The organism is Brevibacillus sp. FSL K6-6036, from assembly GCF_037964015.1.
In the GTDB taxonomy this organism is placed as follows: domain Bacteria; phylum Bacillota; class Bacilli; order Brevibacillales; family Brevibacillaceae; genus Brevibacillus; species Brevibacillus borstelensis.
Window position 1 is genome coordinate 3789840 of sequence record NZ_CP150173.1, and the last position, 26089, is coordinate 3815928.

At 53.4% G+C, this 26089-nt stretch carries 23 protein-coding genes; 8 read left to right on the plus strand and 15 right to left on the minus strand.

What is annotated here, in order from left to right; genetic code table 11:
* Positions 1-263 precede the first annotated feature (263 nt).
* The 8 genes from NST37_RS19035 to NST37_RS19070 all read left to right on the plus strand — a co-directional run bounded on the left by NST37_RS19035 (position 264) and on the right by NST37_RS19070 (position 9362).
* On the plus strand, positions 264-1271 hold the full coding sequence (locus tag NST37_RS19035; RefSeq protein ID WP_327956413.1) for a LacI family DNA-binding transcriptional regulator: 1008 nt from the start codon (positions 264-266) through the stop codon (positions 1269-1271).
* Positions 1268-2200, plus strand: a complete 933-nt coding sequence (gene rbsK / locus NST37_RS19040) for a ribokinase (RefSeq protein WP_024983927.1) — start codon at positions 1268-1270, stop codon at positions 2198-2200. The genes NST37_RS19035 and rbsK overlap by 4 nt, the downstream gene beginning before the upstream one ends.
* Positions 2201-2246: 46 nt before the next feature.
* Complete coding sequence (locus tag NST37_RS19045; RefSeq protein ID WP_003388954.1) at positions 2247-3332, plus strand: BMP family ABC transporter substrate-binding protein; 1086 nt, start codon at positions 2247-2249, stop codon at positions 3330-3332.
* Positions 3333-3356: 24 nt separating this feature from the next.
* On the plus strand, positions 3357-4895 hold the full coding sequence (locus NST37_RS19050; RefSeq protein ID WP_339185658.1) for an ABC transporter ATP-binding protein: 1539 nt from the start codon (positions 3357-3359) through the stop codon (positions 4893-4895).
* Complete coding sequence (locus tag NST37_RS19055) at positions 4892-5962, plus strand: ABC transporter permease (protein ID WP_251237547.1); 1071 nt, start codon at positions 4892-4894, stop codon at positions 5960-5962. Before NST37_RS19050 ends, NST37_RS19055 begins: the two co-directional genes overlap by 4 nt.
* Positions 5943-6881 (plus strand): ABC transporter permease, encoded by a 939-nt coding sequence (locus NST37_RS19060; RefSeq protein ID WP_227277824.1) that lies wholly within the window; start codon positions 5943-5945, stop codon positions 6879-6881. Before NST37_RS19055 ends, NST37_RS19060 begins: the two co-directional genes overlap by 20 nt.
* Before the next feature lie 59 nt (positions 6882-6940).
* Positions 6941-7891: a nucleoside hydrolase gene (locus tag NST37_RS19065; RefSeq protein WP_003388947.1), complete on the plus strand. Its 951-nt coding sequence runs from the start codon at positions 6941-6943 to the stop codon at positions 7889-7891.
* 154 nt (positions 7892-8045) lie between these two features.
* Positions 8046-9362 (plus strand): purine/pyrimidine permease, encoded by a 1317-nt coding sequence (locus NST37_RS19070; protein WP_339186799.1) that lies wholly within the window; start codon positions 8046-8048, stop codon positions 9360-9362.
* A 144-nt stretch (positions 9363-9506) separates the two neighbouring features.
* On the opposite strand, the gene NST37_RS19075 is transcribed toward NST37_RS19070, so the two are convergent.
* The 15 genes from NST37_RS19075 to NST37_RS19145 form a co-directional block, all read right to left on the minus strand.
* A complete protein-coding gene (locus tag NST37_RS19075) occupies positions 9507-10415 on the minus strand; it encodes a hypothetical protein (protein WP_024983923.1) in 909 nt (302 codons plus the stop codon).
* 36 nt (positions 10416-10451) lie between these two features.
* Positions 10452-10949 (minus strand): hypothetical protein, encoded by a 498-nt coding sequence (locus tag NST37_RS19080; protein ID WP_141334132.1) that lies wholly within the window; start codon positions 10947-10949, stop codon positions 10452-10454.
* Between the two features lie 465 nt (positions 10950-11414).
* Positions 11415-12584 (minus strand): N-acetylglucosamine-6-phosphate deacetylase, encoded by a 1170-nt coding sequence (gene nagA / locus NST37_RS19085; protein WP_243014031.1) that lies wholly within the window; start codon positions 12582-12584, stop codon positions 11415-11417.
* Positions 12585-12759: 175 nt separating this feature from the next.
* Entirely contained in the window at positions 12760-13251 is a 492-nt protein-coding gene (locus NST37_RS19090) for a GNAT family N-acetyltransferase (protein ID WP_122957882.1), read from the minus strand.
* Positions 13252-13281: 30 nt separating this feature from the next.
* Entirely contained in the window at positions 13282-14898 is a 1617-nt protein-coding gene (locus tag NST37_RS19095) for a glycoside hydrolase family 3 N-terminal domain-containing protein (protein WP_339185659.1), read from the minus strand.
* Positions 14899-14912: 14 nt separating this feature from the next.
* Entirely contained in the window at positions 14913-16511 is a 1599-nt protein-coding gene (locus tag NST37_RS19100; RefSeq protein ID WP_031931871.1) for a response regulator, read from the minus strand.
* Positions 16483-18351, minus strand: a complete 1869-nt coding sequence (locus NST37_RS19105; RefSeq protein ID WP_339185660.1) for a sensor histidine kinase — start codon at positions 18349-18351, stop codon at positions 16483-16485. The genes NST37_RS19100 and NST37_RS19105 overlap by 29 nt, the downstream gene beginning before the upstream one ends.
* Positions 18352-18356: 5 nt before the next feature.
* Entirely contained in the window at positions 18357-19190 is an 834-nt protein-coding gene (locus tag NST37_RS19110; protein WP_039070490.1) for a carbohydrate ABC transporter permease, read from the minus strand.
* Positions 19190-20074, minus strand: coding sequence for a sugar ABC transporter permease (locus NST37_RS19115; RefSeq protein WP_039070491.1), 885 nt, complete (start codon positions 20072-20074; stop codon positions 19190-19192). The genes NST37_RS19110 and NST37_RS19115 overlap by 1 nt, the downstream gene beginning before the upstream one ends.
* Positions 20075-20181: 107 nt before the next feature.
* Positions 20182-21564 carry an extracellular solute-binding protein gene (locus NST37_RS19120; RefSeq protein ID WP_051925342.1) on the minus strand — a complete coding sequence of 461 codons (1383 nt, stop codon included), beginning with the start codon at positions 21562-21564 and terminating at the stop codon, positions 20182-20184.
* Positions 21565-21669: 105 nt separating this feature from the next.
* A complete protein-coding gene (locus NST37_RS19125) occupies positions 21670-22320 on the minus strand; it encodes a hypothetical protein (protein WP_031931873.1) in 651 nt (216 codons plus the stop codon).
* A gap of 384 nt (positions 22321-22704) precedes the next feature.
* Positions 22705-23772, minus strand: coding sequence for a nitronate monooxygenase (locus NST37_RS19130; RefSeq protein WP_251237544.1), 1068 nt, complete (start codon positions 23770-23772; stop codon positions 22705-22707).
* Between the two features lie 20 nt (positions 23773-23792).
* Positions 23793-24455: a CoA pyrophosphatase gene (locus NST37_RS19135; RefSeq protein WP_339185661.1), complete on the minus strand. Its 663-nt coding sequence runs from the start codon at positions 24453-24455 to the stop codon at positions 23793-23795.
* A gap of 125 nt (positions 24456-24580) precedes the next feature.
* Positions 24581-24964 (minus strand): VOC family protein, encoded by a 384-nt coding sequence (locus tag NST37_RS19140; protein ID WP_024983911.1) that lies wholly within the window; start codon positions 24962-24964, stop codon positions 24581-24583.
* A 91-nt stretch (positions 24965-25055) separates the two neighbouring features.
* Positions 25056-25841, minus strand: coding sequence for a DeoR/GlpR family DNA-binding transcription regulator (locus NST37_RS19145; RefSeq protein WP_024983910.1), 786 nt, complete (start codon positions 25839-25841; stop codon positions 25056-25058).
* Positions 25842-26089: the final 248 nt, after the last annotated feature.

The following is a 26089-nucleotide window of genomic DNA, read 5'->3' on the forward strand; positions in this document are numbered from 1 at the left end:
ATCGTTTTCCCTGTCGGACTCCATCCTTGCCAGAGGAGAGATTTACATAAATTTTCTAAATAATGGAAACAAAAAATTCTGAATCTTATGTTTGACAAGATTATCCTTAATCGCTCACTATTAGACCTATCCGATGTGTAACCGGTTACACACAATGATCAAAAACACTCGCAAACGCCTGAAAAATCTAGGTTTTCACCCTTTTTCATCAATATGTAATCGGTTTTTCATTGCAATCCTGATTACAAAGAGGATGGTGCTGATTGGCAACGATTAGAGATGTGGCTAAGCTCGCCGGTGTCTCGGTAGCAACTGTCTCCCGTGTCATCAACAAGAACGGTTACGTCAACAAAGAAACGGAACAGGCCGTGCAGCAGGCCATCAAAATGTTGAACTACGAACCGAACAAAGTGGCGAGAGGCTTGGCCAGCAAAAAAACGGAAACGATCGCAATCATCATGCCCGATATTTCCAACCCGTTTTTTTCCGAGCTGGCCCGTGCAGTGGAAGACGTCGCTCGTTTGTACGGGTATACCGTACTGATCTGCAACTCCGACAACGATTCCGGCAAAGAGCAAACGTATATCAACGTGCTGAAAAAACGGTATGTTGACGGCATTCTGTTTGCCACGCATTCATTGAAGGCGGCCGATATCAGCGCCATGAACGAAGCCGGCATTCCACTCGTCCTTCTCGATCGTGCTCCTTCAAAAGCCTCCTGTTATGTCGTCCGCTCCAAGAATTACGAGGGAGCGACCCTGGCTGTCCGCCATCTGCTGGAGATCGGGTGCAAAAAAATCGCCCACATCTACGGACCGCAGGAAACGGCGACAGGAAAAGAGCGACTGCTCGGCTACGAGGACTCCGTCCGTCATTTTGAGTGGTTTACCCCGAGCCTGATGGTCCCCGGCCACTTCCGGATCAACGGAGGGATGGAGGCCGTCGAACATCTGCTGGCCCGTCATCCCGACGTGGACGGCATCTTTGCCGGCAATGACCTGATGGCGCTCGGGGCTTTGAAAAAATTGCAGCAAATGGGCTTGTCCGTTCCGAATCAAGTCGCCCTGTGCGGCTTTGACGGCATCGAGCTGACCGTAATTACCGAGCCGGAGTTGACGACCATCTCTCAGCCGATTTATGACATGGGAGCATTGTCGACCCGCTTATTGATTCAAAAAATCGAGGGAGTGGCTGTTGACAATCAAATCTATGAATTCGATGTGGAATTGATCGCAAGAGGCTCTACGAGAAAGGACATGAAAACACCATGAGACAACCAAACATTGTGGTCATCGGGAGTCTGAATATGGACATCGTCGTCGAAGCTCCCCGTTTTCCACAAGTGGGAGAGACCATTACAGGCACCAGGGCTCACTTCATCCCCGGCGGCAAAGGCGGGAATCAGGCCGTAGCCGCTTCCAGGCTGGGAGCACATACCGTCATGGTCGGAATGGTTGGTGACGACGCTTTCGGAGGAGCGCTGACACAGTCGCTTGCAGACAACCAGGTCGTCACCAAGCGCGTGACCAAGACTTCCGATGCTCCTACTGGTCTTGCTTCTATCATGATTGCTCACGATGACAATCACATTGTCGTCGTTCCTGGGGCAAACGCACTTTGCCTGCCCGAGAATATCGAAGGACTCGAGGAGACAATTGCCGCTGCCGATCTGGTCCTCCTCCAGCTGGAGATACCGTTGGAGACAGTAGTCGCTTCGGCACAGCTGGCGAAGCGGCACGGGAAAACCGTCATTTTGAATCCAGCACCTGCTCAAAAGCTTCCTTTGGGCCTGATGCAGTCTGTCGACTACATGACGCCAAACCGCTCCGAGCTTTACCTGCTCACCGGTATTGACCCTTATGGAGACGGCCTCGAAAAAGCAATCGATGCCCTCCTGGAAATGGGTCCCCGCTGTGTGGTCACTACACTTGGCGCAGCAGGCTCTGTGTACAAGGAGTCGGGGAAAAATCTCGTATCCGTCCCGGCCCATCATGTGCAGGTCATGGATACGACCGGCGCCGGCGATGCTTTCAACGCTGGCCTTGGCTACGCCCTGTCAATCGGCTACGAACTGGACAAGGCCGTCCGCTTTGCCGGAAAAGTATCGGCACTTGCCGTTACCCGATTTGGCGCACAGGCTGGAATGCCAACGCTGGATGAAGTGAAAGCGTTCGCATTGCAGCTCCTGCAGCCGGAATAATTCCATCGGTTTCACTAATTTTCATATAAAAAATGGGGGAAACAACATGAAGAAAAGTCTGTTGGGAAAAATTGGAGCAAGTCTTTTGATTCTGTCCATGGCCTTGACCGGCTGCGGCGGAGGTTCCGGAGCTGACAACGCTGCGAAGCCGAAAGAGGCGAGCAAAGGCGATGCAAAAACAGATGCATCGGCAGAAAAGAAATTGTCTGTCGGCTACTATGTAAGCGGAAACCTGGGAGACAGCGGGTTCTTCGACTCCGCGAAAGAAGGACTGGACAAAGCGGAAAAAGAGCTGGGCATCGAAGTAAAAACCGTTCAAGGCGGAGCTAACCAATCCGACTGGCCTACCGGTCTGGAATCCATGGTCGCAAGCAAAAAATACGAGGTCATTGTCGTTGGGACAAGCCAAATGAAAGAAACGACGATCGATCTGGCCAAGCGTTATCCTGAGCAAAAGTTCATCTATTTTGATGAAACCATTACCGATGTGCCAAACATCTACTCTGTGAGATACAACCAACGCGAAGGCTCCTTCCTGGCTGGCGCTTTTGCCGCGATGGTAACTACGAGCACAGATTTGAAAGCGGCCAACCCGGATAAAACCATCGGCTTCCTCGGCGGTATGGACATTCCGATCATCAACGACTTTAAAGCTGGTTATGAGCAAGGCGCACAGTTTATCGATCCTGAAGTAAAAGTCATCTCTTCCTTTGTCGGCGACTTCAACAATGCGCCAAAAGGCAAAGAGCTGTCCCTGGCCCAATACAACTCCCAAAACGTTGACATCATCTTCACCGTTGCTGGTCCTGCAGGTATCGGCGGTCTGGAAGCGGCTAAAGAATCCGGCAAATATGCAATCGGTGTCAACAGCAACCAAAACATGGTACAACCGGGTCACGTTCTTACCTCTATGCTGAAAAACGTTGGAAACTCGATCTACCGCGCCATCGATTTGTACAAAAAAGGCGACCTGCCATTCGGCCAAAACGAGTCTCTCGGTATTTACGAAGAAGGTGTAGGCCTGGCGAAGGACGATCTGTACAACGAGCATGTTCCGCAAGCAATCCGCGACAAGATGGACGAGCTTCAAGTAAAAGTAGTCAGCGGAGAAATCAAGATTAAACAAGATTAATCAAGATGAATTAGGAGGTACGCCATGGCTGACCTGCTGGAAATGCGCAATATACACAAGGTGTATCCGAATGGCACAAAAGCCAATCAAGGCGTTTCGTTCTCCGTCCGACAAGGCGAAATCCATGCACTTGTAGGCGAAAACGGTGCAGGAAAATCGACACTGATGAAGATTTTGTTCGGTCTTGAGAGCCCTACCGAAGGGGATATTTTTTACCGGGGCGACAAAGTCGTTCTGAAGAGTCCAAAAGATGCGATCAAATACGAAATCGGGATGGTGCACCAGCATTTTATGCTGGTCCCCTCCTTCACTGTCGCCCAAAACATCGTGCTCGGCTCCGAGCCGACAAAGGGTGTCCTGTCCGACCATCAAAAAGCCATCGCGGAAACGCAACGTCTGATTCAAGAGTTCGGCCTCAAGGTCGATCCGAATGCCAAAGTAGAGAACATTTCCGTAGGCCTGAAGCAGCGCGTAGAAATCTTGAAGGTTTTGTACCGTGGAGCGCGGCTCATCATTCTCGATGAGCCGACCGCGGTCCTCACCCCTCAGGAAACGGATGAACTGTTCCAATCTTTGAAGAAGCTGGTGTCACAAGGCTATACGATCATCTTTATCACGCACAAGCTGAATGAAGTCATGGAAATTTCCGACCGAATCACGGTTTTGCGTGCAGGAAAAACCATCTCTACCCTGATTACCTCCGAAACCTCCAAAGAAGAGATTTCGCGCTTGATGGTAGGACGGGATGTGCTGTTGCGGGTCGAAAAGCAGCCCGCCAAGCCCAAAGAGACCGTTCTCTCACTCGATGAGGTCAGCTATGTATCAGAAACGGGCAAGCAGGTGTTGAACGATATTTCCTTCCAGGTGCGAGCTGGTGAAATCTTCGGCATCGCCGGTGTGGAAGGAAACGGCCAGACTGAATTGATCGAAGTCATTACCGGCTTCCGCAAAAACTTCAAGGACCGCATTACCTTTCTCAGCCAAGATTTGGCAGGAAAAAGCATCGAAGAAATTCGCAACATCGGGATTGGCCACATTCCGGAAGATCGACAGACCAGAGGTGCCTGCCTGACTTCCTCTATCAAGGAAAATTTGATCCTGGATTTGTATCGTGACAAATCGTTTCGACGCGGTCTCTTTCTCAATCAAAAGAAAATCAATGAGCATGCGGACAAGCTGATCCAGGAATTTGATATTCGCACCCAGAGCCGCGATACGCTGGCGGGGGCACTGTCAGGCGGAAACATTCAAAAAATCGTCGTCGCCCGGGAGATTTCCAAAAATCCCAAGCTGCTGATCGCCGCCCAGCCGACGCGAGGCGTCGACATCGGCTCCATCGAGTTCATCCACAAGGAGATCGTCAAAAAGCGCGACGAAGGAGCAGCGGTCCTGCTCGTCTCTGCCGACCTGTCAGAAGTGATGAGCCTGAGCGACCGGATCGGGGTTCTCTACAATGGAGAGCTGGCCGTTATTTTGGAAAATTCAGAGAGCCTGACCGAAGAAGAAATCGGCTTCTACATGTTGGGCGTTAAAAAGCAAGAAAAGAGGGCGAGTGCCACATGAATCAGCGAAGTGCAGTATACCTCGATCTCCTCGGTATCTTATTGGCTATTGTCGCGGCGCTGGTCATCGGTATCTTCGTCATCTTTCTCGTGAGCGATGAGCCTGTCGCGGCGCTGCAAGCATTGCTGATCGAACCGTTCACGACGCTGTTCAGCTTCGGTTCGATTCTCAACCGGATGATTCCTCTCGTCTTCACTGGTCTGGCGATTGTCGTCGTCTTTCAAAGCGGCGTGTTCAGCATGGGGGCAGAAGGTCAGTTGTATATCGGTGCGTTGACCGGTGCTTTGGTGGCCGTCTATCTGCCTGACATGTCTCCTTGGGTTCACATTCCGCTCGTAGTTCTAGCGGCGCTGATCGGAGGAGCGTTATACGGCTTTTTGCCCGGTGTGCTAAAGGCTTATTTCAAAGCTGACGAGATCGTTTCTACGTTGATGTTTAACTTTATCGCCACGCTGTTTGTTTCTTATTTGCTGAACTACGTTTTCAAGGCACCGGACAGCGGCGGCTTTGCCCGTCTTCCGTTTGTACAGGAAAGCGCGAAGCTGGGACCCATGTTTGACGGATTCCCTACACACGCGGGCTTCCTGCTTGCCCTGCTGGCAGCTCTGGCTGTATACCTGCTGCTGTACAAGACCAAAACCGGTTATGAGCTTCGCACAGTAGGGAAAAACCCGCTGTTTGCGGAGTACGGCGGCATCAAGCCGAAAAAAGTGCTGATTCTCAGTATCGCCATCAGCGGCGCACTTGCCGGTCTGGGCGGTACCGTCGAAGTGATCGGCCTTCACGGAACGTTGAAAGACAACTTTTCTGCCGGCCTCGGATTTGACGGAATCATCGTCTCTCTTTTGGCTCGCAACCACCCTATCGCTGTTTTGCTGTCGGCCTTCTTCTATGCCTATTTGCAGGTAGGCGGCCAGATCATGCAGGCAAACAGCGACGTTCCTCGAGATTTGGCAATCATTATTCAAGCATTGTTGGTGATTTTCGTCTCTTCTCAAGCGATCTTCGCTTACCTGAAACAGCGCAAACTGATGTCGTCCCGTGGAGGTGAGCGCGTTGCTAAGTAGTCTGTGGGAACAAACCATTAACTTAACGCTGTTTGTCATCCTCCTGCGGATGATGCCCCCTATTCTGCTCGGGGCATTGGGCGGTCTGATGACCGACCGTGCCGGTGTAATCAACATCGGGATCGAAGGACTGATGCTCGTATCCGCATTTACTTCGGTCGCTGCAGGTTCTGCTACAGGCAGTTGGATCATCGGGATGGCTGCCGGCGTGCTTGCCGCAATGATTGTCAGCTACGCAATGGCGTTCTTCTCGCTGAAAATGAACGTGGACATCATCGTCACCGGATTTGCCGTCAATATTTTCGGCGCCGGCATCACGGTACTGATGATGAGCATTTTGTACGATTCCCACGGTAGCTATGTACCGGAGAATCCAGTGTCCATTCCCAATATCGTCATTCCGTTCCTGGATCAAATTCCATTTATCGGGAAGCTGTTGAGCGGACATAACTTGATGGTCTGGGTTTCCATTCTCGCAGTTGTCTTTTGCTACTATCTTTTGTACCACACTCCTTATGGAACCCATTTGCGTGCCACCGGGGAAGAACCAGGCGCAGCCCGCTCACTCGGGATTCCGGTCGTACGGATTCAGTATTCGGCACTCGTTTGGAGCGGTTTCTTCGCCGGCTTGGCAGGGTCTTATCTCTCGATGGGGATGACCAGCATGTTCGTTCGCGACATGACAGCCGGTACCGGATTTTTGGCGCTTGCCGTCGTCATTTTCGGAAACCGCAATCCGTTTGGAATTTTAGCCGGTTCCGCCGTGTTTGCGCTGGCAACAGCGATGACGATGATTATCGAAACGACACCCGGAAATGTCATTCCGAGCCAATTCATCAAGATGGTGCCGTACATCGTAACGATCGTCGCGCTCGTTGTTTACGCCATCCGCAAGCATCGCAAAACTTTATTTACGTAAATTCATTCCATTCCCCATCGCCTTTTGATCGGGGAATGAACTTTTTGGAGGTATTTGCCATGACAGACGTAATCAGAATGCTCATCGACGCAGACACCGGTATTGATGATTCTCTCGCGATCCTTCACGCATTGAAAGCGCCAGATGTCAAAGTAGAAGGCATCACTACGGTATTTGGCAACGCCAGTGTGGCGCAGGCAACTGACAACACTCTGCGCTTGATCAAGCTGGCCAATCCCGGCTATGAAGTCCCGGTAGCCATGGGAGCTGCCAAGCCGCTCACCCGCGAATGGGCCGGCCCGGTCTCCCACGTTCACGGGAACAACGGGATCGGAGACGTGGACCTGCCCGCTTCCGAGCAGCAGGCACTCTCCGAGTCGGCGGCTCAGTTTATCGTCCGCAAGGCAAATGAATTGGGCGGGGAATTGACCTTGGTCACCCTCGGCCGATTGACCAACCTGGCGGAAGCGCTCGAGATCGATCCGGAGCTTCCGAAAAAAGTGAAGCGCGTCTATATCATGGGCGGAACGGTCTTTGCTCCCGGCAATGTGACGCCGAAAGCGGAAGCCAACTTCCGCGGCGATCCTGAGGCAGTCGCGGCTGTTATGAAATCCGGCCTGAAAATCACCATGGTCGGACTGGACGTTACGATGAAGGTCAGACTGACACAGCAGCACCTCGATGCAGCCGCAGGCTACTGCCGCCCGGAAAACAAGCCGATCGTGCAGTACATGAACGACGCCCTGCAGCATTATTTCCGCTTCTATTGGCAAGTAGACAACCTGATGGGCGCTTGCCCGACGCATGATCCGCTTACGGTTCTCGTAGCGCGTATGCCATGGGTGGTTCGCACGCAAACGATGAAAGTAAGCATCGAGACTGAGGGTGTGTACTGCGCCGGTTCAGTAGTGGCCGATCTGCGCACCAAGCCGAGCGAAGGCCATGAAATCGAAGTATGCGTAGACGTGGATGCGGAGAAGATTCCTCATCATCTGCTGTCCGTCTTTTAACAAGAGACGCTTCCTTTTAAGCGATAGCGTGTTTCATGAGAAGTTCACGGATCGCAAATAACGTCTGACCCTCTTCTTCACCCGATCCCCTGAATCACATACCGAACGATTCGAATAATCAAATTCAACTAAACGGAGATAAGCTAAAGTGAACATGAACAAACAAGGATTAAACCACGGGATCGGGGCGCTGCAATGGCTGGTATTTTTACTGGCCAATGCAGTCGCCCTTCCTATCGTTATCGGCCAAGTCTTTCATCTGCCCGATCCGGACATTGCCGGACTGATGCAGCGGACCTTTTTTATCGTCGGGATCAGTTCCTTTTTGCAGGGCTGGCTCGGCCACCGGTTCCCCATCGTGGATGGACCGGCTGGCACCTGGCTCGTCGTCTTTATCATCATGGGAGAGACCGCTGTCCGTACCGGCGCCAATGTATCCGAAACGCTCCAGCTTTTGGAATCCGGCATGATCGCGGCAGGCGTACTGCTCATCCTGTTCGGGGTGACCGGACTGGTGCGCCGCATGCTTCCCTTGTTTACTCCGCTCGTATCGGGGGTATACCTGCTTCTGCTCGCCTTGCAGGTAAGCGGAACGTTTTTGCAGGGAATGGCCGGTGTGAGCGGCAATCCGGCGAAAGCGGATTGGACGTCGGCACTGCTCGCTCTTCTCGTTTTTTCCACAGTCCTCGTTCTCTCTTTTCGCGGAAAGGGCTGGGTGAAAAGCTATGCGGTTCTGATCGGCATCCTGACGGGCTGCGTGGCCTTCTACATAGCGGGCATATGGAAGCATCCGGCCCCTGCCGAGACCTTGCTCCAGGTTCCCGAAGCGCTCGCCTGGGGAGCTCCGCTGTGGGATCCAGGCATGGCCGCATCGAGTATATTGATCGTCATGATCCTGCTGTCCAACACCTTCGCCAGCATCGCGGCGATGAAGCAGGTGCAAACGGGAACGCCCGGACTGGAGCCTGCGGAGCTTTCCCGCAGCTCGGTAGTCGGCGGTTTTTCCCATCTGCTGTCCGCCCTTTTCTCGACAGTTGGAATGGTGCCTCTATCCGGCTCGGCCGGCTTCGTTCGGCTCACTGGTCAAAGGAGCAGCATTCCGTTTCTCCTGGCCTGCCTGATCATGGCTGCTGCTGCCTTCTTCCCCGGCGTGATCCGGCTGCTGACCATGCTTCCCGGCCCGGTCGCGTATGCGGCGGTACTCGCCTCCTTTGTCCAGATGGTCGGCATCGGCCTGCAATCGCTCGTCCAGACACAGCTCGACCAGCGCCGCCTGACCATCATCGGGATCGGCCTGCTCTTTGGTGTAGGCTCGATGTTTTTCCCGCCGTCTGTCTTTCAGGAGCTGCCGTCGGTCATCCGGTATACGCTGGGCAACGGGCTGTTGTTTGGGACGATGATTGTGATGGGGCTGGAGCAGGTTTGGAGGGAGAGGAGTAGTGAATCAACGAAAAAACAAAGCGTGGATTAAAAGTGTTTTTGTATGTAGTTTTGATTTAAAAAACTGGCTAACTACTCTTAGGGAAGCCTAGCTCCTACGCACTGAAGAAAGGGCAGTCCCTTTCGTCTACATCAGATAGACTTTTGGAACTGCCCTACTAAATGATCTCCGTACTCAATTTTCATTTTCCTTCTCGGATTTTTTCTGCTCTCTATTTTCACGATCCCTCAACTTTTTCGAAACATCTTTATAGTCAGAAGGAACAGCTTGCATTTTGGACAAGGATGAAACATCTTGCTGTTTATCAAACTCGATAGAAAGGACTTCTATGGAGTTCGTAACTTCATCTTTACTATTTGTCTCTACTAATTTTAGCAATACTCCCGTTTCTTTATCTATCCACATTTTAAAATGGGTAGATTGATGTTTTTCAGCCAAAATTGGATCGTCATGCTCCCCTTCAATGACGATTGAAGTACGATTTAACAGTTTTTCTTCTCCTACTACTTTATGATTGTCAGGTGTTAACCAAAACGCATAGTCTTGAGGGAATAATACATCATTTGCCACCCCTGAGAAAGCGGGGTCCTGCCTTTTTACGAATACCAATTCTCCTTGATCATTTTTATATGAGCGAGGAGTGTTTTGGCCGAGTGCCACAGTCTGCTGTTGAGTTGCTGTTTTGTTTTGTAAATATGTTTTATTGGTATGATTAATCGACATGAACATGTTTCCGTCAAAAGCTGTTTCCTTAAGTACTTTGCTCTTGTTGTCCATTACTTTGACATGGCTTCGAGGATTTGCTCCCCGATAAACCTCAAAATCTACTATCTCATCCACGCCAATTGGCGTCAGTATAGCCCTGTAAGAACCTGTAGCACTTTGATAATGATCAATTGCATTCAGCATTTTATTTTGAACGGAAACCAAGGAATGACTAGTGGAGTTCGCCTCAAGTGAAGAGTATTGTTGACTACTTTCGTTTGATGTAGATTCCGCTGCAGTCCCTTTCAGTGTATAAAATCCAGTCAATCCAAGACCTACTAAGGAAGTTGCAAGAATGGCTACAAATTTCTTTTTCATCTGTTAAAACCTCCCTTTCATTTATATTCGTTTTTATCACAGAGAAACAGCGTCAGCACCTGTTTGGGTATTTGATCTTCCACTCTCATCCTTACCATATAAAATAACCCATGTCTTACCCGAATCTAGCCTCATGGTCCCCACTTCATTCCAACCCGATCTAGCTGAATATTGATTGACTGAACCAACATATTCCTCATATGTCAAACCTTGGTGCAATATATAGTACATAGCTTCCCTATTTGTGAAATCAGCATTTGCTAAGTATACTTCTAATGTTGCACGTCCTGCTGGTAGACTCCCCATCCCCCATTCATACCAAGTACCTCCTCGCTCTGAAATTACGCGATGATCCTTGTTATAACTACCTGACTGGCCACTTTTATAGGTCCAAGAACCATCGTAATTATGGGTGCAACCTGAACTTGACGTAGGGTCGTTGTCACATATTTTAGCAGATGCACCTTCAATTAAAGTAAAATTACCAACAACCGCAAGTGAGAGAGCTAAACCTAACGATAAAAATTTTTTCATTAATCTTGCTACCACCTTTCGTAATTAATATTTTTTAATTCTCTAACATATTGTTATTACATAGTAGATACCACCTCCTATTTACATTAACGTTGCAAAAGAGAGAATGTTACATAATAATCCATATTTGGTCATTACTTTGCAATTTCAGTCGTTTCGCGCATCCCTCCGAGTATAAAGTAGCCTTTATAAGATTTTTGAAACCTTTGCCCAGACACTACTGCAATTTACGTCTGAAAACGAAATAGAGCCTTAATCAAGAATGCACAAGTCTTGTTTTTTTCACTCATTCGAAGTTAGGCTATATTGGACTAATGTTAATATATAAATCTAAAAGTTTATTTTTACCCAAAAACAGACCGCCTTTAGCTTAATAAGTTAGGCGGTCTTTCACTGTTATCTATTAAGCTAATCACTGGACTGCAATCTCTTACCAAGCAGAAAGGGAAACAGCGCCCAGTCACTCTACTTTTGCACCCGATAAACAAGCCTTCCGCTTACATAAGTAGATTGCACTTCAAAATCGTCCCCAAGCACGACCAGATCTGCGTCAAACCCGGCTTGCAGCTTTCCTTTCTGCGTGCCAAGCCCAAGGATGTTGGCAGGCGTTTCCGATGCCATCGCCACTGCTTCTGCAAGCGGCACTCCCGACAGCACGACCATGTTTTGCACGGCGCGGTTCAGCGTCAGGATGCTCCCGGCCAGGGTACCGTCTGCCAGTTGGGCTTCCGCACCGCGGACATGCACTTCCTGTCCGCCGAGATCGTACGTGCCCTCGCCCAATGCGGCCGCGCGCATGGAGTCGCTGACCAGCGCGAGCCGCGCCGCCGATTTGACGCGGTACAAAATCCGCATGACGGCTGGATGCACATGCACGCCGTCGGCGATCAGCTCGGTGCTCAGCTGCTCGTGATACATGGCGGCGCCGACGACTCCCGGCTCACGGTGATGCAGACCCGTCATCGCATTGAAGCAGTGGGTGAAGTGGCAGACGCCGCTCTCCACGGCTTTCCCTGCCTGGTCGAAGCTGGCGCCGGTATGCCCGGCGGAAACGACGACTCCCTGCTCCTTCAGCCATTGAATCGCTTCGGTCGCCTCGGGCTGTTCCGGTGCGATCGTCACTACTTTCATAAGACCATCGGCCAGCTCGTGCAAACGACGAACATCTTCCAGCTTGGGGACTGCGATATTTTCCTCTTTTTGCGCTCCTTTGTACCTCGGGTTGATCCACGGCCCCTCCAGATGAATTCCGACGATGGATGCTCCGTCCATTCCCTGCCGAGATACTGCCACCACATTGCGGATCGCCTTTTCCAAATCAGCATAAGGAGCGGTCATCGTGGTCGCCAAAAACGAAGTGACGCCATAGCCCGCCAGCGCACGGGAAATCGTCTGCAGCGCTTCAGGGGTCCCGTCCATCGTGTCGCTGCCGGCAATCCCGTGCATATGCATATCCACAAACCCCGGACAAATAAAGCCGTTCTCCACCCGCTCCACTTGCTCCGGCCATTCCTTTCCGTACCCGTCTGCCGTTCCGGCATACTCAACGGCAGTACCATTCACCACGACCAGTCCGTCCAGGATGTCCTGTCCGTTCGCTACCACCCTTCCCCGCAGGGCAAATCTATCTGACATTGTGTATCCCTCCATGCGTATGCTGCTAGTGTTGAGACGATTTCTGCCTTGTGAGCGACTTGCGCCTGACGGGGAAGCAAACGGTTTGCCCTAGCCTCGCCGGGTATTCCAGCTTCATCAGCTGTTCCGGCTTAAACGGTTCCTCCAGCTTCATTAGCTGTTCCAGCTTTACCAGTTATTCCAGCTTCAACGGCTTCTCCAGCTCGATCTCGTCTCGCAAAGGGATGCCGTCCGTGCCAATCACGGGAATAGAGGGCTTCAGCCTTCTCGCCTGCTCCACAGCGTTTCGCCGTACCTCGACCAATTCGTAGCCGCGCTTTTGATAAAAACGCAGCGCGTTCAGATTGTCATTGGTCGTCAAAAGCCATATCCGCTTTATTCCATTTTGCATAGCCGCCCGCTCTACCGCGAGCATGAGGGCACTGCCGATCCCCATTCCCTCGCGGAGGCTGTCCAAGGAGACGATCTGCCAACCATCCCCTGTCTCTGTATACGTAACCAAGCCCGCTGTCTTTTCCCCGTACAGGGCGACAAAACCAGGAAGCTGGTCGCAATGGTACACTTGATCCCCGTAGACCATCTGCGGACTGCCCCACTGCTGTTCCAAAAAGCCCGCCAGCCATCCCCTGTCTTCCGGTGTAATCGCTCTGACTTGAAATTCGTTCATCGATCCTTGTCCTCCTCTATTGTAACGCAACTACCCTCTCCAGCCGAAGGCAAAGTTTGTCGACAGCGTGACCGGCAGCTTTCCCGTCGGCGAAACGCGGCCCGTGAGCACCCGTGCCAGCGATTGCATGGCGAGCGGTCTGCTTTCATAACTGCATACATACGTCCCCGCCTCGGGAAAGAGGGAGTAATCAAACGGATTGCGAATGGCTGCGACGATCAGCCGTTTTCCGTGGACGGCGAGCAGCTCGTCGACCAGCTTGGATTGCCCGGGGAAAAAGGCGGCATTGTACGTGGCGACGATGACCTGCCCGAAGCCTTTGCTGGAGGCGACTGCCTGTGCGATCTCTTCGGGTGTCGGGTTCGTCGCTACGACGTTTTCAACAATCTGCATCCCCATACTGCTCAGGTAAGAAGCGAGCGTCTCCTTGTCCGCGTAGCGTTCGTCCGCGTCGTTGGCCGCCCTGACCACCGGCCAGATGACGCATGTGTCCGCTCCTCTCCGCAGCGGCAGGTTCTTCCCTTCATCCTTTACGACCGTGATGCTTTGCTCGCTGATCCGCTCGGCAGTCCGCCGCTCTTCCGCTGCTTCCAGCCGGGGTTCGACAGCTTCCCAGGGAAGCATGGCCTCCTCCATCTTTCGCTGCTGCTTGAGCCGCAAGATTCTCGTGACGGATCGGTCGATGCGCTCCTCAGAGATTCTGCCGTCTATAACGGCTTGCAGCAGGGCCTCAAACGCTTCCCGCTGACGGTCGTACCGGTGGCTGACCATGATCAGGTCGACTCCTGCTTCGACTGCCATGACGGCAGCCGGCCCCACACCGTAATGAGCGGCGATCGCGTCCATCTCCAGGCAATCGGTAATCACGATGCCGTCATAGCCCCATTCTTCTCTCAAAATACCGGTAATGACTGCGGGAGACAACGTGCTCGGCAGCTTATTCGGCTCGATTTCGGGCAGCACGATATGCGCTGTCATCACCATGTCTACTCCCGCTTCCACCGCCTTTTTGAACGGCACCAGCTCCAGCTGCTCCAAGCGCTTGCGATCAAGCGGGAGAACTGGTATGTCAAAATGCGAGTCCACGCTCGTATCCCCATGTCCGGGGAAGTGCTTCACCGTCGCCGCGATCCCCGCCGACTGGAAGCCGCGAACCGCCGCAACCCCCATCCTGCTCACCAGCTCCGGCGTTTCCCCGTAGGAGCGGACGCCGATCACGGGATTGAGCGGGTTATTGTTGATATCCACTGCGGGAGCAAAGTTTATATTTATGCCTAATAAACGAAGTTCACTTCCGCTAATCCTGGCCAATTCAAAAGCGGCAGACTCATCCCGGGTAGCTCCAATGGCCATATTTCCCGGCAAGGGCGTGACTCCGTTCGTCACACGGGTTACCATCCCGCCCTCCTGATCAATTGCGATGCCCAGCGGAATGTCGCTGTGCTCTGCCGCCCACTGCTTTAGCTCGCTTGAAAGCCTGTGCACTTGTTCTACCGAGCCGGCATTGCGGCTAAAGTAGATGATGTTGCCCAGCCCGTATTGCCGGATCAAGTCGCGAATCCCGTCCGTCGGTTGATGGCCGTCAAAGCCGCACACCAGCATTTGTCCGATTTTTTCTCGCAAGCTCAAATCTCCGATCGTTCTCATTTCGCTCCACTCCCTCATTCTTTTTGTGCTGCCTGCTCGCGGTATTCCGACGGCGTAAGTCCGATGTTCCTTTGAAATACTTTGGAAAAATACCGCCGGTCCGGATAGCCCACTTCCCGGCTGATTTCATGAATGGTTTTTCCGCTCATGGACAGGAGAAAACGGGCACGCTCCATTCGCTGCTGTGTCAAATACTCGACAAAAGTGAGCCGCGTATGCTGCTTGAACAAAAGGCTGAAGTAGCTGGAGCTGATGCCGAGATGCCCGGCCACCTCTTCTACGCCCAAATCCCGGGTGAGGTGCTTTTGGATGTATTCCATCGCCCTGATCATCAGCACGTCGCCGGTCTTCTTTTTTACGCTTTCCCGGATGCTGTCCTCCAGGACCTGATGAATGACCTGCAAAAGCTCCCTGATCCCCTGCGCCCGCTCCAGCTTCATCCAGACCAGCTCCTCAAGCTGTCCGGTGATAATCTGCATGTCCTTCATCTCCCGCACCAGATGGAGCAGATAATAGCGCAGGATTTGCTCCGTCCGCGTCAGCGAATATCTGGACGTAGGCTGCAGGTCATCTCGCATGCGGGAAAGCGTCCGCTTGATCGAGGCCAGGTCATGCCGCTTCAAACCGGACAGCAGCTCTTCGAGAAGACTCCACCAGTTGTACCCGGTGGCGCTTTCTTGCGATGTCTCCGGCTCTACAGCAAAAATCGCCTTCTCGTGACGTGCGAGATCGAAGTGAATCGCTTTTTTCACCTGCTGGTAGACAGCGGAAAGCTCCGGCACGGCAACAATTTCCGTATAGTAGCCGACGCTGATCGAGAAAGCGAGGTGTTGGGAGACGGCCTTTTGCAGGCGGCTTGCCCAGGAGCGTATCTCCGCTTCCTCCAGTGGACTTTCTCTCAACGCCAGCAAACACCATTCGCCCTCGCGCATTGTCAGGACCAAGGCACTCTCTTTTCCCACAACCGAGGAAAAGCTGTCGCGGAGCACGTTTTGCACGGAAAAATTCCACAGGTTGCGTTCCTCATGGCTCCAGTGACGAGCAAGCTGCGGGTAATCGTCCAGATCGGCGACGAACACTGCATATTTCTCCCCCCACGTCTGCGTTTTCCCCGTGATTGTGTAATGGCTATGCCCTGCCGCTTGCCCCATCAGCGCATCGAACAAGTACTTTTGCTTGGCCAGCTCGGTAAACTCCCGCCACACTTTTTCCTCCAGCAAGCGGGCCTGCTTGCGCTGGCGGATTTCCCCGCCTACCCTCTCGATCACCTCATGCAGCTCCTGATAGTTGATCGGTTTGACGATGTAGTCCTTGACACCGTAGCGGATCGCCGAGCGGGTGTACTCAAAATCGGTGAAGCCCGTCAGCATGATCACCTCGCACGCCTCTCCCGCGTCGCGAATTTCCTTGACCAAAGAGACTCCGTCCATGATCGGCATGCGAATGTCGGACAAAATCAGATCAGGCCGATGCTCCTGAAAGGCGGCCCATGCTTCGGCCCCGTTTTGCGCCAGGGAGACGACCTGCATATCCAGCATCTCCCACGGGATGACCATGTTCAAATTTTTCAGAATATGAATCTCATCATCCACCAGCATGACGTTCAGCCTCATGCAACTCCTCCTGACTGTACTTCGGAATCACGCACCGCACCGTCGTCCCTTCGCCCGGCATGCTGCACAGAAAGAGTCCGTACGCCCTTCCATAGGAAATCCGTATCCGGTCAGCGACGTTGGCCACGCCCAGGCCCCGGCGGTCCGAGCGTCCCTGCAAAGAGACATTTTCCGCGTTCCGGTCCCTCGCCAGACGGCCGTCTGTAGCCCCCTTTGCCTGCCCTTCCGCTTGCTTCCTCATGCCGGACTCAGCCAGCAGGGCCAGTTGGTCTGCGGTCATTCCCTTGCCGTTGTCGCGGACAGTGAGAACAATCGAGTCCTGTCTCTCTTCCGCTGTAATGGAGATGAATCCGGGCCGGCTGATTCCCTCGAAGCCGTGCTGGATGCTGTTTTCTACGAGCGGCTGCAGGGTTAGCTTGAGGATCGAGTACTCATACAAATGAACAGGTATCTGAATTTCGTAGGAGAACAGATTTTCAAACCGGAACGATTGAATTTCCAGATAGCTGCGCAAATGCTCCAGCTCGCGCCTGATCGGGATGTGCTCCCGGTCGCTGATGCTGATGCGGAGAATATTGCCCAGCCGGTAAATCATCTGGCTTACCCTGTGCCCTTCATTCTGGATCGCCAGTACATTGATCGACTCCAGCGTGTTAAACAGGAAATGCGGGTGAATCTGTGCCTGAAGCAGTGCAAGCTCCGCCCGCTTTTTTCGCTCCTGCTCCCGCTTCACCTCCTCCAGCAGATGCTGGATCGTTCCGACCATGCTGTTGAACCCTCCGGCCAGCCTCGTCAGCTCGTCGTCCCCGGACGGCTTTGCCCGAACGGTGAGGTCCCCCCGCTCGGCCCGCTTCATCAAACGCACGATCTGAATGATCGTCTGGGTGATTCTGTTGACGAACAGCATGTTGAAAAGGAGTGCGGCGATCAGGGAAAGCAGCAAGACCCCGCCGACCCAGCGGGCAATCGTCGTACTGTCGTGGGAGACAGTCGCCCAGGAAGCGACGGAAACGAGGTACCATTCGCTCGCGGGCAGCTTGTAGACAGAAAAGAGGCTGTCCTCGTCCTGCAGCATGCCCCGATAGCTCTGATACTCCAGATCCGGCTGAAACGGAGCTGACCTCAAGAGGTTGGTGCCGCCCAGCTCCGTTCGCGAATCGTACAGAACCGCCCCCTGCTTGTTCGCGATCAGATAGCGGCCGTTCTGCCGATAGGACAGCGGCGTCTGGGAAAACATCCGGTGCAGCTCGTTTATTTTCACTTCCATCAGAAGAATGGCCCTGTCGTCAAAGTTGTTCATGTCCTTGACGAGACGCACCTGCGTAAATACCTTGTCGTTTGCGCTCAGATCAGGCTGTTCATACGGACCTATCCACACGGGGTGGCCGTTTTTCTCGATGGCCTGCCCGACAATCGGATGATGGATAAATGTCTCGTACGGAATCGTCTGCCCCTGCGGGCGAAACGTTTTGAACATGCGCCCATCGAGCCGGTACAACGCTACGTACTGCACAGCCGGGTGGATGAAAAAAACGCGGCGCAGTGCCATCTCCGCCTCGTTCGTCTCCAGAAGCTCGTTGGCCTGCGAGGTTGAGTTGGCCGTGAGAAACGGCTGGAGGGCAGGGCTGGTGATCCCGGCATCGGAGACATTGCCAATCTCCGATAAAACGTACTGGAGATTTCTGCCCAAAGCCTTCAGCGTCTCTTCCGTATGCTCGCCGTAGCGCTGCTGAATGGCGTTTTGCGAGAGAACATACGTGACTGCCCCGAGCAGGCAGAGCGGGATGATGATAAATCCGATAAACGCGACAATCAATTTATGGCGCAGGTTACGCAGCATACGGCTTATCCTTTCACGCTGCCCGCCGTTACCCCCTCAATGATTTTTCGCTGCAAAAAGAGGTACACGATCACGACGGGCACGACACTGTACATGACCGCCGCGGACAGCAGCGCGTAGTTTGTCTGAAACGCATCCTTGAACACGGACATGCCGACAGGGAGGGTCCGCAGCGTTTCCTTGGAGAGAAACAGCAGTGCCATGATGAATTCGTTCCACACATTGATAAAGTTGAGAATAAATACGGTCACGATCGCCGGCATCGTCACCGGAAGGATGATCCGCACAAACAAGCCGAACGCGCCCAAGCCGTCTACAATCGCCGCTTCCTCCAGCTCCCTCGGGATGGCCTTCATAAAAGCCGACAGGATAAAGATCGTGACGGGCAGAGCGAATGTGGCGTTGATCAAAATCAGGGACAAGTGCGTGTCGATCAGCTTCATCTCCTGCAGCAGCCGGTAGAGCGGGATGAGCAGCGCCCCGCCCGGAACGACCAGACCGAGCAGAAAAAACTGATAGACCCATCTGCTCAACCGGGGGAAATTCATCCGCGTGATGGCAAACGCCGCCGCCGAGCCGATGATGACGATCAAGATGCAGGAGACTGTGCTGATGTAGAGACTGTTGAAGAAATACGTGCTCACTTTCGCCGTCTTCCACGCTTCCACGTAGTTTTGCCACTGAAAGCTCGACGGCAGTCCCCAGGGGCTTTCTGTAATTTCCCGCTGCGTCTTCAATGACGAGATCGCCAGCCAGACGAGCGGATACAAGGTGACGAGGACGTATACAGTCAAAAGCATGTGGGGAATGACATTCCGGCGGTACAGCCAGGTGCGCATCAGAGCTCCACCTCCTGCTCTTTTTTGTTGGCCCGCTGGATGATCCAGGCAAACAGCAGCGTGAGCAGAAAGATCACGACGGCAATCGCGCTTCCATAGCCGTATTCGTATTCGCGGAATGCCTTCGTGACCATGTAGGTGGCGAGCACATCGGTCGTCTGGAACGGTCCGCCTTCTGTCATCACCATGATGATGTCGAGCGCCTTCATCGAGCCGGAAACATTGAGCAAGAAGATGACCACCAGGACGGGCCGGATCAGCGGCAGCGTGATAAACCACGTTTTTTGCCAGGCATTGGCCCCGTCAATCTCCGCCGCCTCCGTCAGCTCACGCGGCACTCCCAGTATCGCCGCCAGCACCAGCACGACGTAAAAACCGGTCCATTGCCAGGCATTGGCGACCAAAACGCTGATCATCGCCCACTTGGGATCCGACAGCCAATACTGGGTCAGGGAGTCGAGCTTCAGCAGGCGCAGAAAATTGTTCAGCAGCCCTGCGTCCGGATGGTAAATGTAAAGCCACAGGACCCCTACCACCGCCGTGGAGAGGACGGTCGGGAGAAAGACGCCGGTACGGTAAAAGGTTTGAAACCGTCTCACCTGGCTCAAGAGCAGAGCGACAGCCACGATGATCGGCATGGAGATGAAGGTGCTGAACAGGATGAAAGACACGTTGTTGTAAAAGGAGCGTCGAAATACTTCGTCCTCGAGCAGCCCGGCGAAGTTGTCCAGTCCGACAAAGGTCATCTCCGTCACGCCGTCCCATTGGAAAAAGGCGTAATAGAGAGACTGTACCAGCGGAATTCCCATAAATACAACGTACAACCCAATTGCTGGTAGCAAAAACATAAGAAAAAGCCACGGCCTTGTCAACACGTTGTTCATTTTATGCCTCCATATTCACCAGTAAGCATGATCGGGTAAGAGAGGGAGCCACTTGACTGGGCGAAGTGGCTCCTCTTTTCATGCTGATTTATGGCCTTTTGGAATGCTTATTTGCTCTGATTGGCCTTGTCCTGCTCTTTTTGCAGGCGCTCTGCTACCTGCTCCGGCGTTTTCACCTTGCCGATCAGCTCCTGCAGGGAATTTTCCACGGCAAGCTTGACCGGCGGCTGCACGACAGCATCATACGCTCTCCAGGTGCTGCTGGCGTTGTTGATCGTCTGGATGACCTCGGTAATCAATGGATCGGCACCGGACAGATCGCTCAGCTTCATCGACGGGAGCACCCGATCCTCGACCAGCATCCGTTTTTGCACCTCTTCGTTGAAATGCTCCTTGATAAAGGCATAGACCATCTGTTTTTGCTCCTCGGTCAGGTCTTTGGAGAAGCCGAAGCCGTTGGAGTAACCAGCGTTGATCGAGGTCTGGTCGCCCTTTCCTCCGCTGACCGCCGGGAAGGGGAAGAAACCGATCTGCCCTTTCAGATCGCCCGCCTCGTCGCCGCTGTAGCGAGTGGCATCCCAGCTTCCGGTGAAGACCATGCCGGCCTCTCCGCGCAGGAACTGGGCTCCCTGATCGGAGTATGGCAAGCCGAGCGCCCCTTTGGTAAAGTAGTCGGCATTCACCAGGGAGGCATAGTCGGAAAGTGCCTTCACCATTTCCGGATCAGTCCACTTGTGGGTGCCGCTGACCAGCCCTTCGATGGCCGGCATCCCGGCATTTCGTTCCAATATCGTGTTGAACAGCATCGCGTTGACCCAGCCGTCCTTGGCCGCCAGGGCAAGCGGCACTTTTCCCGCTGCCTTCAGCTTTTCATTTACAGCGATAAATTCATCCCATGTCTTCGGGACGCTGAGACCCAGCTCGGCAAACAGCTTTTTGTTGTAGAAAAATCCTTCGGCGTACCCGCCTATCGGCAGACCGTAGACGCGGCCGTCGACCGTGAACTCTTCGAGGTTGACAAACTTGTCTTTCAAGCCCGATTCGACCAGAAAGTCAGTCAAATCAAGCAGTCTTCCTGCCTTGACGTACAGCTTCGTATCGGCTCCGCCAAACATCTCGAAGATTTTCGGCGGATTCCCTGCCGCCATCTCCGCCTTCAGCTTTTGATCGCGGTTGACGTTTTCATCCATGCCTTCCAGCTCGATTTTCAGACCCGGATTTTTTTCTTCTGTCTTTTTGACGACATCTTCCAGAATCTTCAGTCTTGTTTTGCTGGTCTCCTTGATTTGCGTATGTCTGAGCGAAAGGGTGACTTCCTTTTTGACAGCGCTTCCAGAATTGTCGGCAGGTGTCGTCGAACCTGCCGGCGCCTGCGGCTGTGTGCTTGTGCTGGCACCGCCGCCGCTGCTACAGGCGGCGACGACCAGCATCGATGACATCAACAACAGGGCTCCCGCCTGTTTCCATGCATGTTTCATTGCCTGTTTCACTTCAGACCCCCCTTTTTTCCTGATTTTGCCTTTGTACGATCATTATAGATTTGAAAATTTTTGGCAGGTAGGTCGAAATTTCTTTACAAACAGGGGGAAAAAACTCTACGGCGCTGGTGTTTCCTCAGACCCGGCCGACATGAAAACGAGCAATGCCCATTTCGCATTTTTTAATGATTCCGGTGTAAAATCAACGGTCTTGATGACTTGTTCATCAGTCGCCTGCATGCCCCATACCGCGGCACGCTCGCCTTCCTGCAAATTCAGCTCTTCTGCCAGCTCGATCGGACTGCTGGCGACCTGCTTGGCATCCACGACCCAATCAAGCTGACTGCTGGTTGAGCCGTTTTTATCGGTGAGGGCAACCGTGATTTCATAATGCGTCTTGTTCGGGTCCTCTCCCTGGCTGCCCTTTACGGAAAAGATCGCTTCCCCGTCAAAGCTGTATTGCTCTTCTTTGCCCTCTTTTCCATCTTTGTCCCTGATGCTTTCCCCAAGCTCTCCGAGGGTCTGCGTCTTTTTGCCGTATTCCCATACTTCCAGCGTAGTTTTGATCTCGTTGCTCTTTCCGCGATATTTTACTTGAACCGCGCCGGACATCAGTCCCAAGAACGGTTTGAATTTTTGCGCATCGCCTGCAAATAAATCGACCGGCTTCACTTGCATGGCTGCCTCCGGTGCCTTCTCTACCGGCGTGCAAGCCGCTGCCGAAACGGCCAATCCAGCTACAAGAATAAGTCCGAGCCATTTTTTCATCGACTTTGTCTCCTTTGTCTCCCGTAAATCTGTCCACAAGAACGAATCCATTGTAACCAATAACCATCCGCGAGACAATTGACCGATGGCTGAGAGTTTGCCGGATTTGCCGGCAGGGAATTAGAAAACTTGGCTACGCCAAGCTTTTTGGCGTGGTCTTAGTTGCACTTATACTTTCACCCTCTATCGCGTTAGCGAAATTAGACTTTTACAAAGTAGAAAAAAGCTTCGCCTGGTCAATCGGCGAAGCCATTCGTGTATTCGTTGTCCGATAAATCCTTGCCCGATAGGTCCAACAGTGAGAACCCGAGAGACTTTCGGGACACCGGCACCATCCTTACAATTTTGCATCCGCCGCCGGCTGACAGCTCAAAAAAGGGTGGCTCACCGCTTCCCCAACAATTCTTCCGTCTCTTCCACCAGCTTGCGCACCAGCTCCTCCGCACTCATCGCTCTGCCCAGCGCCCCGGCCTGCCCGGCCCACATCGAGAGAAATTCGCTTCTCTCCTGCTTGGATGCCGCCTGGCGGATATCGCGGGTCAAAGCGTTTTGCACCGGATACGCCGGGATTTCTTCCGTGTACGGGGCGAGCAGCTGCATGAACTCATTGGTTACGCCGCGGGCCGCCTTTCCGGAAAAGGCCGTGGTCAGGACCGTTGCCTCGTCACTGGCCGACAGCACCGCCTGCTTGTGCAAGCGATGGGCGCCGCTCTCTTCCGTCAACAGAAACGCTGTTCCCAGTTGGGCGGCCTGCGCTCCCAGCATGAAGGCAGCGGCGATTCCTCTGCCGTCCATAATGCCGCCAGCGGCAATGACCGGAATGGAAAGCCGGTCTGCCATTTGCGGAACCAACGCCATCAATCCGACGAGATTGTCCGGCGAATCCGGCAAAAACGAGCCGCGGTGCCCGCCTGCTTCGCTCCCCTGGGCCACCACCATGTCCACGCCGCTCGCTTCCAGGGCCACGCCCTCCCGTACTGTCGTGGCTGTGCCGATGACGACGATTCCGCGCTGCTTGCACGCAGCCATCCATCTTTTGTCCAAAAGGCCAAAGGTAAAGCTGAACACAGGCACCCGCTCTTCCAGCACAGCGGCCATCTGCTCTTCAAACGGCTCTGCTACCTTTCCCAGCTCCGGGTCCTCGGGGATGCCCAGACGGCGCCTCGTTTCATTCATAATCTGCCGGACTGCTTCGCCCGGGACTGTTTTGCCTGTCTCTTCTTCCGGAATGAACAGATTGACGCCAAATGGCTTGTCGGTCAGTTCGCGAATGGCCCGAATCGCTGTGCGAATCTGCTCGCCGCTCATATAGCCCGCTCCCAGCGTGCCCAGTCCGCCAGCCTGAGAGACGGCTGCAACCAGCTGCGGAGTCGTCGTTCCTCCCGCCATCCCCGCCTGGATGATCGGCAGTTTGATTCCGAGTCTGCTTGTCACTTCGTTGCCGGTCCACATATATGCTCGCTCCTCTCTGGTCATTCCTGCTCTTTTGCCTGTCGCAGCAAATCGATAAAATGAGTCAGAATCCGTGCTGTCATCCCCCACACGACCCGTCCCTTAAGCTGGTAGAAGTAGTGGGATACAGAGCCAAACCGCCACGGGTAGTCTTCTCCGCCCGGTATGAGGTGGTAGGGGTAATCCGGGCCAGGCTCGACCCGTATTTTCGCCTGGTAGATATCAGGGCTTGTTGCAAGCAATTCTGCCAGCGGCACCAAAAACACTTCGCCTACTTCCGCAGGATTCGGATGCAGCTCCTCAAGGGAATCCAGAAATCCAACGAAGGGGTATATACAGGATGCAGGGGTGACCAGCGTATCGAGCATGCCGACGAAATGAATTTGTTCCAGAGGCAATCCCAGCTCCTCGCTCGTCTCCCTGCGTGCGGCATCCCACTCGGACGCATCCTCCGGGTCGATCCGGCCGCCGGGAAAGCAGATTTCCCCGGCTTGTCTGCGCATCGTTGCAGCCCGTTTTTCAAACAGCACACACAATTGCCCATCTTCCCCTCTGACCAGCGGGACCAGTACGCTGAAACGGGAGAAATCCTGTTCTCCCATAATTCCCGGCCTGTGCTTGCCCAGTACCGCTTCCACTTCGGCAATCGTTTTGTCCATATTCCTGTTTGTTCCGTCCGCCATTTGATTCAAGCCTCCATTTCATGCAGCCTGAAAAACATGGGTAATAGAGCTGGGACGATCATACTCTACCCCGGTTACAAGCCGTTCCTTCCTGTCTGTCCTGCTGTGATCGGAATGACCTGCAGCTAGGCCTCTATGTAAACCGATATTTCAATTAAATTTTGATCGGGATCGCGCAAATAGACCGAGCGGATCTTCCCGACAGCACCCGTTCTGTCTACCGGCCCTTCCAATATCGGGACTCCGCACGTCTCCAGATGTGCCATGACCTGCTCCAGCGGAACGGAAGCGATCAAACAAAGATCGGCAGAACCCGGAACAGCTTTGTTGGCCTTGGGCTCAAACTCTTGCCCGGCTTGATGCAGATTTATTTTTTGCCGTCCAAACTGCAACGCAAACCTCCCACCGCCAAACGTCACAACCGTCATGCCCAGCACCTTTTCATAAAATGCACAGGTTGCCTCCACATCTGCTACGGTAAGCACCAGATGATCCAGTCTGTCTATCATCTCTCTTCCTCCCATCGCGGTTCGTGGCCCAAAGAAAAAGACGAAGTCTCCTAGTTTCAGGATACCACGTCTCTTTGATTTCGTTTACCTGTTATTCCGCTTTTATCCATGCTACACGGTTCATCTCAAGGTCGGACAGCCATTCCTCCGGCGCCGCTTCATCACAGATCACCATGTCGATCGCAGACAGATCGGACACCTGGCACAGGGTGCTCGTACCGATTTTGGAATGGTCGGCCATGACGATCACTTCACTGGCATGCTCGATGTACCGCTTGGCAAGCAAAGCCCTCTCCAGCTCGTAGCAGGTGATCCCCCTGTCCATCATGATGCCGTCAACGGACAAAAAGGCTTTGTCCACGTAGAAATTGCTCATCATGCTCTCGGCGAAGGGGCCCGCAACGCGGTGGTGCTTGGCGTTCACTTTGCCTCCGAGAAAAAACAGCTCGGCGGACAGAAGTCCCTGATTTTGATAGCTTACGAGCATGGAAAGAGCAGTGACCGAGCTGGTGATAATGACCAGCTCCTTTCTATCCACGAGGAATTCGATCATCTGCAATGGCGTCGTTCCTTCATCGATAATGATCGTATCCTGATCCTGCACCAGAGCTGCCGCCGCTCGTCCGATCCGCTTCTTTTCCTCGGCTCTGAGCACCTCTCGCGACAGATGGGAAGGCTCAGCCCTCTCCTGCCGCAGCTTCACTGCCCCTCCGTACACGCGCTTCAGCTTCTTTTCCGCCTCCAGCTCTTCCAGATAGCGACGGATGGACTCCGAAGACACCTGCAGCGCCTCCACCAAATCATTGGTGCGCACCTTGCCCTGTGCATCCAGCAGCTGAAGTATGATTTTTTTCCGTTCTTCTCCGTTCAACGACACGCCGTTACGCCCCCTGCCCCGCTCTACCATTTATCCGGAAATTCTTTTTGTATGTTGTCCCGTTCTATCAGATTCTGCGAGACAAGCCAGCACAGCCTTTCTCCGTCCTTGGCCCTCTCGCGATTGAATCGTACCCGTTCAGTTCCATTTTTCCCCTCTCTGAGAATTGTAGAGGAATTGGGCGATACAATCAAGGATTCCTGGCCCTGTCCCGCCGATTTCCTGGAGCCTCGCCAACCTTATTGCGG